A 16,421-nucleotide genomic window follows, 5' to 3' on the forward strand; every position below is an offset into this window, starting at 1 on the left:
CAAATGCTCCCGACCAGCGCTCCACCAGGTCTTGATCTGAAATATTTACGGCAGCCTAGCGGTATGACAGGATATCTTTACGCGACCTCGACGCTGAGGAGTACGGATGACTGCGCTGCACGACGCCACCACGGCGCTGGAGCGGCTGGACCGCCAGCCGTACACGTACGTCCGCCGAGAGCTGGTCGAACCCGACTGGCGACGCTTCCCCGGCTGGTCGCACGTGACCGAGGCGCAATGGCGCGACGCCCAGTGGCAGCGGGTGAACTGCGTCAAGAACGTGAAGCAGCTCCGCAAGGTCGCGGGCGATCTGCTGACCGACAAGTTCTACGACGACCTGTCCGCGGACATGGGCGCGTTCGCGACGATGTCGATGTTGATCCCGCCGCAGATGTTCAACACGATGGCGGTCGACGCCGACCTGTCTCCGGACGCCTTCACCGAGGCGTTCCTGAACGACCCGGTCCGCCGCTACATGCTGCCGGTCGCCTCCGACCGCGACCCCAACTGGCCGTCACACCCGCACTCGCAGCGCGACTCGCTGCACGAGGCGGAGATGTGGGTCGTCGAAGGCCTCACCCACCGCTACCCCACCAAGGTCCTGGCCGAGATGGTCTCGACCTGCCCGCAGTACTGCGGCCACTGCACCCGCATGGACCTGGTCGGCAACTCCACGCCGTTGATCGACAAGCACAAGCTGTCCCTGAAGCCGGTGGACCGCCAGGACCAGATGATCGAGTACCTGAAGAAGACCCCGGGCGTCCGCGACGTCGTGGTCTCCGGCGGCGACGTGGCGAACGTGCCGTGGCCGCAACTCGAGTCGTTCCTCATGCGCCTGCTGGACATCGAAACGGTCCGCGACGTCCGCCTGGCCACCAAAGCGCTGGCCGGCCTGCCCCAGCACTGGCTCCAGCCACGCGTCGTCGAGGGCCTGGAACGCGTCGCACGCACGGCGTCCCGGCGCGGCGTGAACCTCGCGATCCACACGCACGTGAACCACGCACAGTCCGTGACGCCTCTCGTCGCCGAGGCCGCCCGCACCGCGCTCGAGGTGGGCGTGCGCGATGTCCGCAACCAGGGCGTGCTGATGAAGGGCGTCAACGCCACCTCGGACGATCTGCTGGACCTTTGCTTTGCGCTGCAAGGGGAAGCGAACATCCTGCCGTACTACTTCTACATGTGCGACATGATCCCCAACGCCGAGCACTGGCGGGTGTCGGTGTGGGAGGCGCAGGAGCTGCAGCACGCGATCATGGGCTACCTGCCTGGGTACGCGACGCCTCGCATCGTGTGCGACGTGCCGTACGTGGGCAAGCGGTGGGTGCACCAGCTGGCCGAATATGACCGTGAGCTCGGGATCTCCTACTGGACCAAGAACTACCGCACCGGGATCGAGCTTGAGGACCCGGAGGCGCTCGACCGCCGCTACCCCTACTACGACCCGATCTCCACGCTGGGCGAGGCCGGCCAGAAGTGGTGGACCGACCAGACCTGACGGGTCACGATGGGGCCGTTCTCGGAGCAACTTCCGAGGGCGGCCCCATCGGCGTATTTTGCCTGTTCAGACCCATCGCGACTCGTTGAGTCTCGACGAGAAGGGGCCCAGAAGGGGCCCAGTAAGTCCAAAGTAGACAGTGCTTTACATCCATAGTAGACAGACCTTGTCAACCATTGGTCTAGGGCCAACGCAACGGCTCGTCCTGCGCCCAAAGACGGGGTCATCACCCCTGCTATGACCGGCCCCGTCCGCCGGAGAGGCCAGCCCGGTGTCAGCCACATGGGCCGAGAGGAAGCTCGGACAAAGGCGTGGGTCGCACCGGCTACGTCGGGTCGTCACATTGACGACTCCACGCCCGCAAGTGGACGACCACTCTCGCTGTAATGAGTCAGACGAGGCTGGTCTCAGAACTCCACGCGCGGCCGTTCGCTGATGTCACGGCTGAGCAGAGCCCGGACATCCGCTTCCGGGAGGCCGGACTGCCTGATGAACTCGGCGAACGAGACCCCGGCCGTCTCCATTACTTCGATGGCGCGTTGCAGCAGGACCGGAGCTTCCGGGGCCCCCAGAGGACCTGGCTCCACCTTCCGCCACCCTCGTACCGACAAGGCTTTCCAAGCCTGCGCGTAGGTGTGATCACCCATAACGCCGAGCGTTTTCGCCCTGACCAGGAGAGCGGCCAGCGACACGTGCCATTTGGCTTTTAGACGAAGTAACGTCGGCCAGTCAAGGCGAGCTGGCAACTCATGCGCTATGTCTTCAGCCGGCATGAGAAAAGCGGCGGCAAAGTCGTTAGCCTCTGACTCAGTCGCTTTATCACCTATCTGACCGCTGCTGCCATGCAGAACCAGATGACCTAGTTCATGGGCTGCGTCGAACCGTGAACGATCGCGTAGACCCTTGTCCGCCCCGAGTGCCACTACTGGCCGGTCCGGGAAAGCGACGCAGAAAGCGTCGACTTTTTCGATGCTGACGCGGAATCGGGCGACGACCACGCCGTTCTGCTCCAGCAACCTCACCACGTCCGGAACCGGGCCCCGCGGCACGTTCCAGTAGCTGCGCAGCCGCGCCGCGGCCTGCACGACATCGGCACTGCTGAAAGGCTGATCTTCCGTCGCGGGAAAGCTCGGCACATTGAGCTCCGGCAACCGGACGTACTTCTCGAGTTCGAGCGTCAACTCCCGCGCGAGATGAACGTGAGCCAGCGCTTGCTGACGGTCCTTGGGAGAGGTGGATCTGAGACTGCGGAAGTACCCGTTGATCTCTTCCTGCGCCGGAGGGCGAGCCGGAGCCGCGAAGAAGGCCGGGGGCACCCGCAGCACAACCGCGAGCCGCTGCATGGTCGACGACGCAGGTTTCGTGTGACCGTTCTCGAACTGACTGATCGAGGCCGACGTGACCGAACCGGCCTCCTTGGCCAGCTGTACCTGACTCAGCCCCCGGAGTTCGCGTGCGAGCCGCAGCCTCGCCCTGTCGAACAGGGCCGCGATGTCACCCGAGTCCAGTTGCCGGTCGCTCACATTTGGTCTCCGCGTCAGTGCGCCCTAGTGGGGCGGACGTGCCAGATCTTGATCACTCCGCCGCATCTTAGGCACACCTTGGCTACTGACGAGTCGGTCTGCCGCCGACACGCCCGATGAGGTGCGCCACATCTTCCGAATCAACACATGTGTACGCTACCGGAATTACGGAAGATCGTGTTCGAAACTGAGGTGGACACCCCCACCTGGCGGATGGAGTCGAGGTTGAAGGTTCAGGAGTGCGTGCTGTCGGACGAGGTGGTCGATGCCGACTCGACCGAGGGCGAGTTGTGGGACGCCATCGTGACGCCGGCGAGCGTCAAGGAGCGGCTCCGCAACCAGACCCTGCTGTCGTTGCTGGTCCGCCCTTCGCTCCCGTTCACAGTGACCGCCCTGCACGGGCTGTGCACGCTGTACGGCCCGCCCGGCACCGGCAAGACGACCCTCGCGCGCGGCCTTCCGGCGCAGGTCGCCCGCTACGTTCCAGGACGCAAGGCCCGAAGGATCGAGATCAACCCGCACGGCCTCATGAGCGCGGAGCACGGACAGTCACAGCAGCGGGTCAGCGAACTCCTCGGCGAGTACGTGCCCGGCCTCGCCGAGGACGGCATGCCGACCGTGGTGATCCTGGACGAGGTCGAGTCGATGGCGGTCGCCCGATCCGCGGCATCGCTGTCGGCCAACCCGGCCGACGTCCACCGCGCCACCGATGCCGTGCTCACGGCACTGGATCACAACGCCGTCGCGCACCCGCACCTGTTCTTCGTCGCCACCAGCAACTTCACCTCGGCGCTCGACGACGCGTTCCTCTCGCGGTCCGACGCGGCGATCCTCGTCCCACTGCCCGAGCCGGAGGCGCTGCGGGAAATCCTCGCCGGGACGCTGCTCGCCCTCGTGGACGCCTATCCACGCCTCGGAGAACTGGCGGCCTCCCCCGCAATCGGCCGCATCGCCGAAGCCGCTCGGGGGCTGGACGGCCGACGCGCTCGCAAAGCGGTCTTCGAGGCCATGGCCCAACGGCTGGAAACCGTCCTCGACCCCGAGAGCCTCACCGAACACGACCTGTCACTCGCGGTCCGCAACGCGGTCGCGGAAACCACCAAGTAGGAGGTGGCCAATGCGCCGGACTAGGGAAATCGCGGCAGCTCCGGTACGCAGCGCCAGCGCCACCTGGACCGTGATCACGGACCTCGTGACGGACACCGTTGCGCAGTCCTCGGAACTGTTGCGCGAAGAAGCCTCGCAGGCGATGGCCGCTGCCGAGCAGATCGGCCGCAAGCTCATCGCGGGAGGACACCTGCGGCGGCACCCGGTCACGCTGGTCGCGGGCAAGGTGCACTGCGAGATCACGACAGTGTCGGACACGGCGGCATTGACCCTGCAGGAGAACCTCAACCCCGTTCCGGGTGCGGCAGGTGCCGGCAGCTTCATGATCTACCTGCCCTCGCCGAGCCCACTGCAGGAACAGGTGAAGGCGGCGGCCAACACCCACGCCCGGCTGTCTGACGAGGCCCCGCCGACCGCGGAAACCAAGTCCGCGAGCACCGGACCTCTGATCGATCGCGAAGCCCTGCGACGGGCGGTGCAGCAGCGATGACCTCCGCCCACACCTACAGCCACACCCGCACGCACACCGCGACCCACCTGACCGACGTCATTCTCGGCACGATCTCGGACATCCTCGCGGACCTCGGGATCAGCACCGCCAGCCTGGAGCGCGACTGGGTGATCACCGAGAACGCCATCAAGGCGTGGGTCGTCGAAGAGTCCCTCGCCTCCGTCGTGGTCGAGTGCCACCGGCCGTCAGGCGCGGTGAAACCGGTGATCGAGTTCCCGGTGTCCTACCGCGCCTCCGGGGACGGCGACGGCGAGTTCACCGCCTCCCGAGCACGTCTGGCCCGGTTCCTGGCCAAGATCGACCGCGTTCCGGCAGGCACCACCTTCCAGCTCTTCTGCACCTTCCAAAGGCCCCGCACACCCCAACCGGGCTGGGGTACCGGAGCACTCGCCGGCACCGAGGGGCTGCGCAGTATCGCGTTCGGCACCCTCGGCGCGGCACCGCACGCCTCAGCCGGCATGCGTTACCTCTCCAACTGAGACCAGGACACGGACATGGGATACGTCGACGACGCCTTCGCCAACCTCAAGCACAACCTCGAGATCACCCCGACCGAGCAGGAGCAGGCGGCCTCCCGCCACGTGTCCATCCGCGACTTCGTCAGGTCGCATTGGGACCTCGCCGACGACTTCCTGACCGGCAGCTACCGCCGCGACACGAAGACGAAGAAGCTCAAGGACATCGACATCTTCGTCGTCCTGGACGCAGACGGCGCACAGGCCGGCTACCGAAACCAAAGCCCCAACCAGGTCATCGACGCCCTGGAGAAGCTCCTGCGGGAAAAGTGGGACGCCGCAACGCAGGACGGGATGGCGGTCGTGATCCCCTACGGCCCCAACGACGAGGTCATGTCGGTCGACGTGGTTCCCGCCTTCAAGCGCAAGGACGGTGGCTACTTCATTCCGGACCCCTCCGCCGGGAGCTGGATCGCGACCAACCCCAAGGTCCACCACGAGCTCAGCATTGCCAAGAACGCCGACTGCGACGGCAAGTACGTACCGTTGGTGAAGATGATCAAGGGCATCAACCGCGAGCTCGGCGAGCCGGTGTCGCCCTCGTTCTTGCTCGAGGTCATGGCCATGTCCCTCGTGAAGACGCCGTTCGGCAGGTATCAGGACGAGATCGTGCTTTTCCTGGCCACCGCCGCGGAACGCATCCACGACGAGTGGCCGGATCCGGCCGGGCTGGGCGGCGACGTCAACGGCGTCATGACCACCAGCCAGAAGATCGCCGCGGCCACTGCGCTCGACGGGGCTCGCGCCCTCGCCGAACAAGCGGTCGATCTGGAGGACGACGGTGAGGAACGCGCCGCCTACAACGAGTGGAAGAAGCTGTTCGGGAACAGGATGACCAGGCCGTGAACTTCACCACCAACGCCGGGGGTTTCCGGGGCGTGCCGCCGCGCGCGATCCACGAGCGTCAGCTCGACGACGACATGGTGCTCGTGCAGCGAGCGGCGGCGGCAAGCCACGTTGTAGGACAACGCCTCGAAGCCACCCGAGTCAATGCGCCGATCATCATCGCCCTCGGTGGCGTCCTGGTCACCCTGATCGGTCACGGCCGGGCGATCATGTCCGTCGTCGGGGTGGCCTCGTTCCTCTTGTCCGCGTTGTGGCTCAAAAGCAAAGCCGCGCGCACAGCCAAGGAGGGCGCGATTCTCCAGGAGATGTTCGACACCGCACTGTTCGATCTGCCGTGGCGGTCCACTGTGGCCAGTGACCGCATCCCCGAGCAGGACGTTCGTCTACTCGCACGCAAACTCCCGGTTGGTGGCGAGAAGGACGGCCGTATCACCGGTGGCTGGTACGACCCCACCGCCGGGGTCCATCATCCCTACGACGTCTTCATTTCACAGGAACAGAACCTTGCCTGGGACGCGCGGCTACGTCGGCGCTACAGCCGTTTTGTGGCCGGGGTGTCGGCCGCCTGGATCGTCCTCGGTGTGGTCATCTGTCTCATCGTCCCGAACGTCACCCTCTTGGACACGCTGCTCAGCTTCTTCGTCCCCTCGCTCGCCGCGTTTCAGATCGCGTACGAGATCTGGTCCGGACAGCGCAAGGTAGCCGACGAACGCGAACACCTGGGAAAGGTCGTTCTCGCCGAATTGCGCAACGCGCGCCCCGGCCCCATCCCCGAGGACGAGTGGCACCGCCTGCGCGGCGTTGCCCGCGACGTGCAGGACGGCGTGTTCCGCACACGCCTCGAACCCACCCGAGTACCCGAGTGGTTCTACAAGCGCTTTCGTGACGACGACGAGCGGGACTTCGGCGACACAGCCGAAGGCCACCGTGTCCGACTCGCTGAACATACGACTCCACCTACATAGCACGTAGGGCTGGCGCCCCTAGCGACGCCCACGTCCGACCGCCCCGCCGATCGCCAGTCCGAGGTTGTGCGCCCGCAAGGTGAATCCGACACCCCGTCCCACCGGAGCCAAGGATTTCTCGTCAGGTCGTATGGACCGAGCTCTGGTTGGGCCCGCATCGAGATCATGCAGCTGGGTGGTTTCCGTTGTCGGACGGCGGAAACGGCTCACGACACGCGCAAAAATTGGCGGACGCGAGAGAGGCAGAGGCGTAGCGTTGCCTCCGCTGTTCGGGGCAGCATCGTCGATACCGCATCAGGGAGAACACATCGATGCACCTGTTGTCTGCCCGCGTCGCCACCTTCAAGAGCGCCACGGACTCAACCGAGTTCACGCTGAACGGCGACGTCACCGCTCTTGTTGGTAAGAACGAGTCCGGCAAGACCGCCGTGCTCGAGGCCTTGTACCGCCTCAACCCGTTGTCGAGCGGACACATCACCACGTTCGAGGACCTGCGGGACTACCCTCGGCGCTACCGGTCGCGCGACAAGGACAAGATCGCCACGACCCAGCCCGTCAAGATGACCTTCCAGCTCGACGCGGACGATGTCACGGCAGTCACCAAGGTTCTCGGGCCTGAAGCGCTGACTAGTGACCAAATCACCTTGTACCGCAAGTACAATGACCCCAAGCTGTACCGCATCGCCTTCTTCGACGAACTGGCGGCGGCACGCCACCTAGTCGCCAAAGCGGGCCTCGATCCCAGTCCCTACGCGGCGGCGACCACCATCACGGAACTTGTTGACGCTCTTCGCGCGGACACCGCTGCCGAGGCAGCCGTGACCGTGGCCGATAACCTCGGCGGTCGAACGCTCGAGGAGGAGGCTTGGGGCCTGATCGAAGCACGAATGCCCCAGTTCCAGTACTTCGACGAGTACAACGTGCTGCCGGGCAGCGTCTCGATCAACCGGCTGCAGCAAGTCCCCGAACGCGACCTGCGTCCCGAGGAACGCACTGCGCTCTCACTCCTGCGTCTCGCCGGGGTGGACACCGCCGAGTTCACTGAGGAGTCCTACGAGAGCCGTAAGGCCGCCCTCGAGGCCGCAGCCAATGAGCTTACCGACCAGCTGCTCGAGTACTGGACCCAGAACCCGGACCTGACCGTCGAGCTCGACATCGAGTTCAGGCCAAACCCGCAGAACCCACCGCACCGCGAGCCGTGGCTGCACGTCCGGATCAAGAACCAGCGGCATCGCGTGACCCTGCCGGTCGAAGGGCGGTCGAAGGGCTTCCTGTGGTTCTTCTCGTTCCTCGCGGCCTTCTCCGAGTTCGGCTCGGGCACGGCGCGCAGGATCATCCTGCTCGACGAGCCGGGACTGAATCTCCACGCGAAGGCTCAGGACGACCTGCTGCGCTACATCGAAGACCGGCTGGCGCCCCACCACCAGGTCATCTATACCACCCACTCCTTGTTCATGATCCAAAAGAACAAGCTCGATCGGTGCCGCACCGTCGAGGATGCCGGCGATGAGGGCACGAAGGTGAGTGACAACGTGTGGGCTGCCCGGGCCGACACGGTCTTCCCCCTGCTCGGCGCCATCGGTGTTGACATGACGCAGACGCTCGTCATTAGCCCGCACCAACTGCTCGTCGAGGGCCCGTCAGACGTTGTGTACCTGACCGTGATGAGCGAGGTCGTCCGGCAAGCCGGAGGCACACCCCTCGCCCCGCAGTGGACGATCACGCCCGTCGGCGGGCTCGACAAGGTGCCGGCTTTCGTGTCCCTGCTGGGCGGCAGCAACCTGAACGTGGCTGTGCTGATGGACGTCGCGGCCAACGGCAACCAGCGCATCGCCCAGCTGGCGTCCAAGGGCCTCATTGACACGAAGCGACTGGTCCACCTGACCGAGGTGACCGGCACCGGCGAAGCCGACATCGAGGACCTCTTCGAGGTCGACTGGTACCTGAAGCTGCTGAAGGAGTCCGGGGTGGGCACCTTCACGCCGTCCCAGCTCAGCGGTGGCGGGCGAATCGTCAAGCAGGTGGAGGCCGTCCTCGGTCACCGCTACGACCACTACCAACCGGCAAACCACCTCATACGCTCGCCCGGCACGCTTCCCGACGAGGTTGACGAGCCCTCCCGCCTGAGCTTCCAGGCGCTGTTCGTCCGGCTCAACGGGCTTCTGTAGTGGCCTGCAGGACCGCGCACGAAACGCGAATCCACCGCGTACGCCGATCAGCACCGCCTTGTCCCCGGCACCAGCAGGCCTGCGTGCAGGTAATCCGACCACCAGATGCACGGCCAGGTTCGCTGGTACCTCGTTGTCGATGGCGATCAAGAACTTCTTGAACTCGATCGCGCGGTGTCGCGCGTGCAGCCGGCCGATGACCTTGCCGGTGGTGATGTCCGGCGCGGCACACAGACTCGAAGTGCCGTGCCGGGTGTAGTCGTATGCGGCGTGCCGGGCAGGATCGAGGCGGTGCGGTTCAGTGCCTGGATCTGACTCTTCTCGTCCACGCACAACACCACCGCCCGCTCCGGCGGGGCGAGGTAGAGCCCGACCACGTCCTTGACCTTGTCCACGAACAACGGATCCCTGGACAACTTCCACGCCTCACGGCGATGCGGCTGCAGACCGAACGCGTTCCAGATCCGTGTCACCGCGGTCTGGGTCAACCCGGACTCCGCGGCCATCGACCGCGTCGACCAGTGCGTCGCGTTCGCCGGCGTCGACTCCAGCGTCGCGGTGATCGCCGCGACGACCTGGTCATCGGAGATCGTGCGCGGACGCTCCGGACGCGCCTCGTCGAGCACCCGTCCAGCCGGCCGGCCACGAACCGCGAACGCCAATTCGCCACCGTTGCCCGCTGGATCCCAGCTCCGCGGCGATCTCACTGTTCGAGCGGCCTTTAGCGCACCGCAACACGATCCGCGCCCGCAACGCCAACGCCTGCGCCGTCTTCCGACGCCGCGTCCAGCCCCGCAACACGCCCGCCTCGTCCTCAAACAGCGTCAACTCGGGCAGCCTCGGGTTCGGCATGCCACCGAACCCTACGCCTGCACACGAACTAACGACTCAGGACACTGGACGATCGGGACGCGCACCCTGCCAATACCTTGTGCCGCAACACCAACGACTCGAAGACGAAGAGCAGCAGTCGTGACGCCGCGATCACGAGCGGGCTCTCAAGACGTTGACGCACAAACACAACAGCTCACCGACAAGTGCGGGGTCCTGGGATTCCACAAGGTCGTGGGGTCCCGTGCGTTCCTGACGCGCCGGCGCCGGAACCTCGCTCACACCCCGAGAACGGCCCTCGCCAGCGCCGTGCCCTCGACCCGAGCGGCGATCTTCGCGAACGCGGTGTCCCGCGAGGTCGACGTGTCGTCGGCGAACGGGGAGAAGCCGCAGTCGTCGCACGTGCCGAGCCGGTCGGCGGGGATGAACTCGGCCGCCTCCAGCACGCGGTCACGCACCTCCTCCGGGGTCTCCACGCGGGGGTCGATGGGGTCGATCACGCCGACGAACACCTGCGCGCCGGCGGGCGCGTGCTCGCGGATGATCTGCAGGACCCGCCGCCGGTCCGGTTCGCTGGCTAGTTGGAGGTAGAAGCGGCCCGCGTGCAGGCCGAACAGGTCGGGCAGCAGTTCGGCGTAGTCGACGTCGAGGCTGTGGGTCGAGTCCTGGTCGCCGCCGGGGCAGGTGTGGACGCCGATGCGCTCGCGCTCCTGTGCGGAGAATCGGTCCAGCACCTGGTTGTTGAGGTCGACGAACGACCGCAGCAAGCCGCGGCTCGGGTCGAGCTTGAGCGACAGCCTGCCCTCGGTGAAGTCGAGCTGCACCGAGGCCGCGCCCGCGTCGAGGCACCGGCGGATGTCCGCCTCGCTCTGGTCCACGAGATCGGCGATGAACTGCTCGCGCGGGTAGTCCGCCAGCCCGTCCGAGGGGTACAGCAGGCTCAGCGCGGACGGCGCGATCACGGCCTGCTTGACCGGCAGGGCGGTGTGCCTGCCCGCTTCCTGGAAATACTTCTCGGCGAACGACGCGTACCGGAACGGTCCGCCCGTCAGCACCGGCAACTGGCGGGAATGCCCATCGGCGAACGGAATGACGGCGCCATCGGAACCGAGTGATGTGGCCCCGTCGAGCGGATAGGTGGCGAAACTCGACTTGGTCTGTTCGCCGTCGGTGACAACGGGCGAGCCGGTGTGCTCGAACCGGGTGAGGGTGTCGGCGAGCGCCCTTTCGGTCACCGCGTCCAGTTCCGCCTGGCCGAGCCGGCCGGCGGCGAACTCGGACAACGCCCCGATGAGCTCGGCGGGACGGGGAATGCTTCCGATCGGCTCGGTTGGAATAGTCAAGACTCCCCCTGAGAGAACGACGCGCCGGGCAATTCGGAAATTTCGACCGAAGTTAGCAGCGCGATCATGGAAAAGCATCGGTGCGCGATGGTGTCCACTCGGGTGGAGGAGCAAACTGCCGGTCGGTGACTACTGCCAGCCACCGGCGGAGGCGACTTTCGCGGTGATGGCGACCACCGCCAGCGCGAGCGTTCCGGCCGTCACCCGCAGCGCGATCCTGCCCGGCCGTGACCGCGGCACGCAGAAGGTCAGCCAGGACACGGCGGTCAGTGCGGCGGTGAAAGCGCCGGGCAGGTCGGCCGGTACGCGGAGCAGTCCGGTCACGGTGGAGGCGGCCACGAGCCACGGCGCGACCACTGCCACCCGAACGAGGAGGTGCGGTGCTCGCCACCAGATGACGAACGGCACGATGTCCGCGGCGAGCAGGAGCACGGTCGCCTGCGGCGGCAGCCCGAACGCGGGAACGACCAGCATGGCCACCAGGAACGCCGTGGTGGACGCTCCGGTCACCAGGAGCGCGTCCGCCCGGCGCGGCGGTGGCGTGGTGATCCGCATCAGCGCGAAGCCCGCCACCGCCGGAACCGAGAAGTAGAGCATCAGGTAGAGCAACACCGGCCCGGCGAGCACGGGCACCGTCGAGCCGTGGTCGTGCATCTCAGGCCGGGCCGGCCGCGCAGGTGCAGCGCATCTCGGCCCGGTCCTCCCGCGAGGGACGCAGGTGGAAGTAGACGGCGACCACCATCGGGACGAACACGATCAGGTTGTAGAACAGGTGCAGCTCGACGCGCGGCAGCACCAGTTGCAGGATGCTGACCGGCTGCGGGTACCCGAGCAGGTTACGGCCGGTGATCGCCTGCAGGAGCAGGAGCAGATGCTCGAAGTGGTGCCAGAACTGGATCCACAACGCGATTTTCCACCATTTCTTCGCCCGCCCGGCGAATCCGGGCGCCAGTGCGAAGAAGCCCACGAGCATGATGACGGCGTAGCCGTAGTGCATCCATTCCGACGTCACCAGCCACGGGATCCAGAGACCGAGCACACCACCGGCCTGCGGGCGTGGCCAGCCGAGCACGAATACCTGTATCGCCTGCACGATGTGTTCCGCCCAGTGCGCGAGCACCACGAACATGAAGAGGTTGAGCGCGAGCCGATGCCAGCGTTCGTTGAGTGAACCAGGCGCAGACCACGCCCCGGCATGAGTAGTCATGTGTCAGCTCCGTCCGGGAAGCCAAGAGTGGGCCGGACGTTACCGACAGGGCGGAACTCGCCCCTTCTCCCAGATTGCGCGGATCAGTTCAGCCCCAGCATGAGAATGCAGCGGCGCACCGACTCGGCTTTGCCCTTGATGCGCACGTCTCCGGTCGCGATCGCCTCGAACGGCGACAACATCCGGGCACCGACCCTCACGAACGTGTCGGCGTCGCATTCGACGGTCAGGTCGGGCCGCTCGGCATGACCGCGGCCGAACGCGACGGCGCCGCCGCTCACCTCGATCACGAACGGTTCGTCGCCGACCTGGAACTCGTAGACCTCGTCGACGTCCGGGATCGCGGACTCGACGATCATCGACTGGACCGCGAGGAAACCCCACTCCGCCCTGACCGCACCGGAACGGTCCTCCTCGCGGAGGAAACCCAGCCCCCAGTTCGCCATCGCCAGCACCGGCTCGCGAAGCTCCTCGCCGAGGTCCGTCAGGTGGTACTGCCGCGCCCGTCCGTCGCCCTCCACGGACGACTGCTCGATGACGCCGTGCTCCGCCAGCGTGCGCAGGCGGTCCGACAGGAGGTTCGGCCCGGCGCCGGGCAGGTTGTCGGCCAGCTCGGTGAAGCGGGCGGGGCCGATCAGGAGCTCGCGCAGCACCAGCAGCGTCCAGCGCTCGCCGATGACGTTCAGCGCGGCGGCAAGCCCGCAGAACTGGCCGTAGTCACGTTTCGCCGAAGCCATCCCACCGCCCAACTCGCTATCAATTCTAACACCGAGTTGAACGGTCCACAGCGGACCCGCCGTTCAGGTCATCATGCCGCGCAACACGAACGGCAGCGCCTCCGTCTGGAAGTCGACGTCCGCGCACACCTCCCGCAACGTGCCCTCCAGCACGACGAGCGACAGGATCGGGAACACGAAAGCCGGATCCGCGGCGAGCCCGTGCTCGCGCTGGAGCGCGAAGAGCCGGACGGTGAACGGCACCAGGTCGAAGTCCGCGACCGAGTCGCGCGTCGCGGACTCGACGAGCCGGATCATCTCGGTGCGGAACCCCTCGGGGTCCGACCGCGCGGTGGCGGTGGCCGTGGCCAGCACGACGTCCGCGCAGGCGGCGCCGTCGCCACGGGTCATCCGGTAGAAGAAGCCGACGAACGCCCGTCGGCCTGGCTCGCTCATCCGGCGGCAGAAGCCCGCGTCGACGATCACCGCCGAGCCGTCCGGCATCGGGTACAGGTTGCCGGGATGCAGGTCGCAGTGGACGAGTCCGTCCAGGAAGATCATCTGATAGACGGCGCGCAGTGCGGTGAGCGTCGCGACGCGCTTCGCCTCCGAGGACACCGTCCCGTCACGCAACCCCGGCAGGTGCTCCATGACGAGCACACCCGGCCCGCAGTACTCCTCGATCACCTCCGGCACCCGGACGCCGGGCACGGCGACGAGGTTCGCGCCCAGTTCCCGAAGCGCCGCGGCCTCGGCGTCGAAGTCGAGCTGCTGGCGCACCGCGTCCGCGACCTCGCCGACGACGTCCACCACGGGCATCCCGCCCAGCAGCCGCAACGACTCCGCGAGCCGCGCCACCGAGCCGAGCAGCGCGAGATCGCGCGCGACGACCCGGCCGATGCCCGGCCGGCGGACCTTGATCGCGACGTGGCGGCCGTCCCGCAGCTCGCCCCGGTAGACGCACGCGATGCTGCCGGCCGCAGCGGGCGTCACGCCGACGAGGTCGGCGCGCAACCGGGAGGGAAACCGCTGCCGTGCCTCGGAAACCGGCACCGAGGGCAGGTCGTCGTACACGCGGGCCAGCGCACGGCACACCTCCAGCGGCACGACGTCCACCCGTGTGCCGAGCAGCTGCGCCACCTTGAGGAACGTCGGCCCGAGACGTACGACGGCGTCCGTCAGCAGGTCCGCCCGCCTGCGCGAGAACACCGCCCGGACACCGGTGCCCGCCAACACCACCAGGACCTCGAAGGCCCTCAGGACGACCGCCGCGCGCACAGGATCAGTCCGTCGGAACGTCGATCTCGTGCGTGACGTGGCTGCCGCACACGCTCGTCGACGCCAGCGCGAGCCGTGGCTTCGCGGAGCCGGCCTCGGTGGCGTACAGGCCGCCCTCCAGTTCCGTCACGTCGTAGAACGTCGTCGGCGTGCGGGACAGGAAGGTGTTGCCCACAGGCGGGAACGTGGTGATCGCCTTGGCCTCCATGACCAGCGGGTCGAGGTTCAGGTACAGGTGCCCGCGCAGGCTGATGATCAGGTACTGCTCGAAGACGACGTCCGCTGGCAGCAGCGCCTCCGCTCCCCCCGGACGCAGCCCGGTGAGGATCCCGAGGTTGGGGCGGGCGGGGTTCTGCTGGATCAGCAGCCCCGTCTCGTTGGAGTGAAAGTGCGTCATCAGCCGGGTGACGGCGATCTGCGGCCGTCCGTCGGGCAGGACGGTGAACTCCTGGGCGCTGCGCACCGCGCTCAGGCCCTTGACGTCCGCGCAGTCCAGCGTCTCGCCGTCGGAGAAGAGCACGGTGAGCTGACCTCGGATGCTGAGTCCCACGTGGTGCTGGCTGTTCGGCACGACCAGCGGATCGGAGCGGTCGGGCGCGGCGTCGACGGTCATGGTGTGCTCCTGGAGTTCTGCGCCGTGAAGGCGATCGGGAGCGTCAGCACGCCGCGGAACATCGTGCTGCGCTGGTACTGGAGTTCTTCGGGGTTCCTCGTCAGGGCCCAGCCGGGCAACCTCACCAGGGCGCGGAACACCGCGGCGAGCTCGAGCCGCGCGAGCACCGCGCCGACGCAGTGCCGCATCCCGCTGCCGAACGACAGCGGATGCACCCCGGTCCTGGTGACGTCGAACCGATCCGGTTCGGCGAACCGCTCCGGGTCCCGGTTCGCGGCGCCCATGAGCGCGACCACGAGCTCGCCGCGCCGCAACGTTCTTCCTCGTAGTTCAAGGTCGTCCACGAGCTGCCGGCTGTTGGACTGGACGGACGAGTCGAAGCGCAGCATCTCCTCCACCGCGTCCGGAATCAGGTCCGGCAGTGCGCGCAACAGGCTGAGCTGGGCGGGATGCCGCGCCAGCGCCAGCACCCCGTTGCCGATCTGGTTGGTCACGGTCTCGTGTCCCGCGAAGATCAGCGTGACCACCATGGCGATCACCTCCTCGCGGCTGGCGGAGCCGTCCGCGCACAGGATGCCGAGCAGGTCGCCGGAACTCCGGCTCACCCGGATCAGGTCCGTCAGGTAGTCGGTCAGCTCGGTCATCGCGGCCTGGCCGTCGGCGATCTCTCCCTGCCCGGCCGCGAGGTCGAGGGTGGGTCCGATGCGCAACGACCACGCGCGGATGAGGTCCCTGTCCTTCGCGGGAAGACCGAGCACGGCCGAGATCACGCCCAGTGCCAACGGATACGCGACGTCGTTGATGACGTCGAGCTCCCCCGCGGACGGGTCGACCAGCTCGTCGACGAGCCGGTCGATCCGCGGCACCAGTGACCGGAGCGCGCGGGGCGCGAACGCGGGCATGATGAGCGACCGCAACCGGCTGTGGTCCGGTTCGTCCTGGAAAAGCAGCGTCCTGCTCAGGATGCCGCTCAGCGGACCAGGCCCGACGAGCTGTGACCAGAAGTCCCGGATTCCTTGCCGCACAAGGCGGTCCTCACCGAGAACAGCTCGCACGTCGTCGTAGCGCGACACGAACCAGATGCCGTTCACGCCGCGGTGGACGGGGTCGTTCCGCAGCAGCCAGTGGTAGTAGGGGTACGGATCGCGCTGGACCTCGGGGGCCGAGGGATCGAAGCACGCGACCGGGATCGGATGTCCAGCGAGCTGGGTCATCGCGAACTCCTCTGTCCGGAGGACGCAAGATTACTTATTTTTCATATACTGAGTCAACGAGAGGGCGTTCTCATGGCCAGCTCTTTCCT

15 protein-coding genes and 1 pseudogene are annotated in these 16,421 nt (G+C 66.9%); 7 read left to right on the forward strand and 9 right to left on the reverse strand.

What is annotated here, in order from left to right; all coding sequences use genetic code 11:
• Positions 1-106: 106 nt before the first annotated feature.
• Positions 107-1,495 (forward strand): KamA family radical SAM protein, encoded by a 1,389-nt coding sequence (locus BM417_RS00500; RefSeq protein ID WP_093587736.1) that lies wholly within the window; start codon positions 107-109, stop codon positions 1,493-1,495.
• Between the two features lie 407 nt (positions 1,496-1,902).
• On the opposite strand, the gene BM417_RS00505 is transcribed toward BM417_RS00500, so the two are convergent.
• Complete coding sequence (locus BM417_RS00505; protein ID WP_093587737.1) at positions 1,903-3,018, reverse strand: helix-turn-helix domain-containing protein; 1,116 nt, start codon at positions 3,016-3,018, stop codon at positions 1,903-1,905.
• A gap of 177 nt (positions 3,019-3,195) precedes the next feature.
• Here BM417_RS00505 and BM417_RS00510 point away from each other — a divergent pair, with 177 nt between their 5' ends.
• The 6 genes from BM417_RS00510 (at position 3,196) to BM417_RS00535 (ending at position 9,130) form a co-directional block, all read left to right on the forward strand.
• Complete coding sequence (locus BM417_RS00510) at positions 3,196-4,125, forward strand: AAA family ATPase (RefSeq protein WP_245821587.1); 930 nt, start codon at positions 3,196-3,198, stop codon at positions 4,123-4,125.
• 10 nt (positions 4,126-4,135) lie between these two features.
• Entirely contained in the window at positions 4,136-4,615 is a 480-nt protein-coding gene (locus tag BM417_RS00515) for a hypothetical protein (RefSeq protein ID WP_093587738.1), read from the forward strand.
• Positions 4,612-5,115 (forward strand): hypothetical protein, encoded by a 504-nt coding sequence (locus BM417_RS00520; protein WP_093587739.1) that lies wholly within the window; start codon positions 4,612-4,614, stop codon positions 5,113-5,115. The genes BM417_RS00515 and BM417_RS00520 overlap by 4 nt, the downstream gene beginning before the upstream one ends.
• 15 nt (positions 5,116-5,130) lie before the next feature.
• Positions 5,131-5,997, forward strand: coding sequence for a CBASS oligonucleotide cyclase (locus tag BM417_RS00525; protein ID WP_093587740.1), 867 nt, complete (start codon positions 5,131-5,133; stop codon positions 5,995-5,997).
• Positions 5,994-6,962 carry an S-4TM family putative pore-forming effector gene (locus tag BM417_RS00530; protein ID WP_093587741.1) on the forward strand — a complete coding sequence of 323 codons (969 nt, stop codon included), beginning with the start codon at positions 5,994-5,996 and terminating at the stop codon, positions 6,960-6,962. The genes BM417_RS00525 and BM417_RS00530 overlap by 4 nt, the downstream gene beginning before the upstream one ends.
• A gap of 311 nt (positions 6,963-7,273) precedes the next feature.
• Complete coding sequence (locus BM417_RS00535) at positions 7,274-9,130, forward strand: AAA family ATPase (RefSeq protein WP_093587742.1); 1,857 nt, start codon at positions 7,274-7,276, stop codon at positions 9,128-9,130.
• A 96-nt stretch (positions 9,131-9,226) separates the two neighbouring features.
• Here the strand turns inward: BM417_RS00535 and BM417_RS00540 are convergent.
• The 8 genes and pseudogenes from BM417_RS00540 to BM417_RS00575 form a co-directional block, all read right to left on the reverse strand.
• Positions 9,227-9,982: pseudogene (locus BM417_RS00540) on the reverse strand (IS630 family transposase); the annotation flags it as partial.
• Positions 9,983-10,239: 257 nt separating this feature from the next.
• Entirely contained in the window at positions 10,240-11,304 is a 1,065-nt protein-coding gene (locus BM417_RS00545) for a cobalamin-independent methionine synthase II family protein (protein WP_093587744.1), read from the reverse strand.
• Between the two features lie 129 nt (positions 11,305-11,433).
• Complete coding sequence (locus BM417_RS00550) at positions 11,434-11,958, reverse strand: DUF6239 family natural product biosynthesis protein (protein ID WP_093587745.1); 525 nt, start codon at positions 11,956-11,958, stop codon at positions 11,434-11,436.
• A 1-nt stretch (position 11,959) separates the two neighbouring features.
• The gene (locus BM417_RS00555) at positions 11,960-12,511 is read right to left on the reverse strand and encodes a hypothetical protein (RefSeq protein WP_093587746.1); all 552 of its coding nucleotides are present in this window, start codon (positions 12,509-12,511) and stop codon (positions 11,960-11,962) included.
• An 83-nt stretch (positions 12,512-12,594) separates the two neighbouring features.
• Positions 12,595-13,248: a winged helix-turn-helix transcriptional regulator gene (locus tag BM417_RS00560; RefSeq protein WP_093587747.1), complete on the reverse strand. Its 654-nt coding sequence runs from the start codon at positions 13,246-13,248 to the stop codon at positions 12,595-12,597.
• 63 nt (positions 13,249-13,311) lie between these two features.
• Positions 13,312-14,505: an ABC1 kinase family protein gene (locus BM417_RS00565; protein WP_093587748.1), complete on the reverse strand. Its 1,194-nt coding sequence runs from the start codon at positions 14,503-14,505 to the stop codon at positions 13,312-13,314.
• A gap of 4 nt (positions 14,506-14,509) precedes the next feature.
• The gene (locus BM417_RS00570; RefSeq protein ID WP_093587749.1) at positions 14,510-15,118 is read right to left on the reverse strand and encodes a hypothetical protein; all 609 of its coding nucleotides are present in this window, start codon (positions 15,116-15,118) and stop codon (positions 14,510-14,512) included.
• Positions 15,115-16,332 carry a cytochrome P450 gene (locus tag BM417_RS00575; RefSeq protein ID WP_093587750.1) on the reverse strand — a complete coding sequence of 406 codons (1,218 nt, stop codon included), beginning with the start codon at positions 16,330-16,332 and terminating at the stop codon, positions 15,115-15,117. Before BM417_RS00575 ends, BM417_RS00570 begins: the two co-directional genes overlap by 4 nt.
• Positions 16,333-16,421: the final 89 nt, after the last annotated feature.

Source organism: Lentzea waywayandensis (assembly GCF_900115955.1).
Lineage (GTDB): Bacteria > Actinomycetota > Actinomycetes > Mycobacteriales > Pseudonocardiaceae > Lentzea > Lentzea waywayandensis.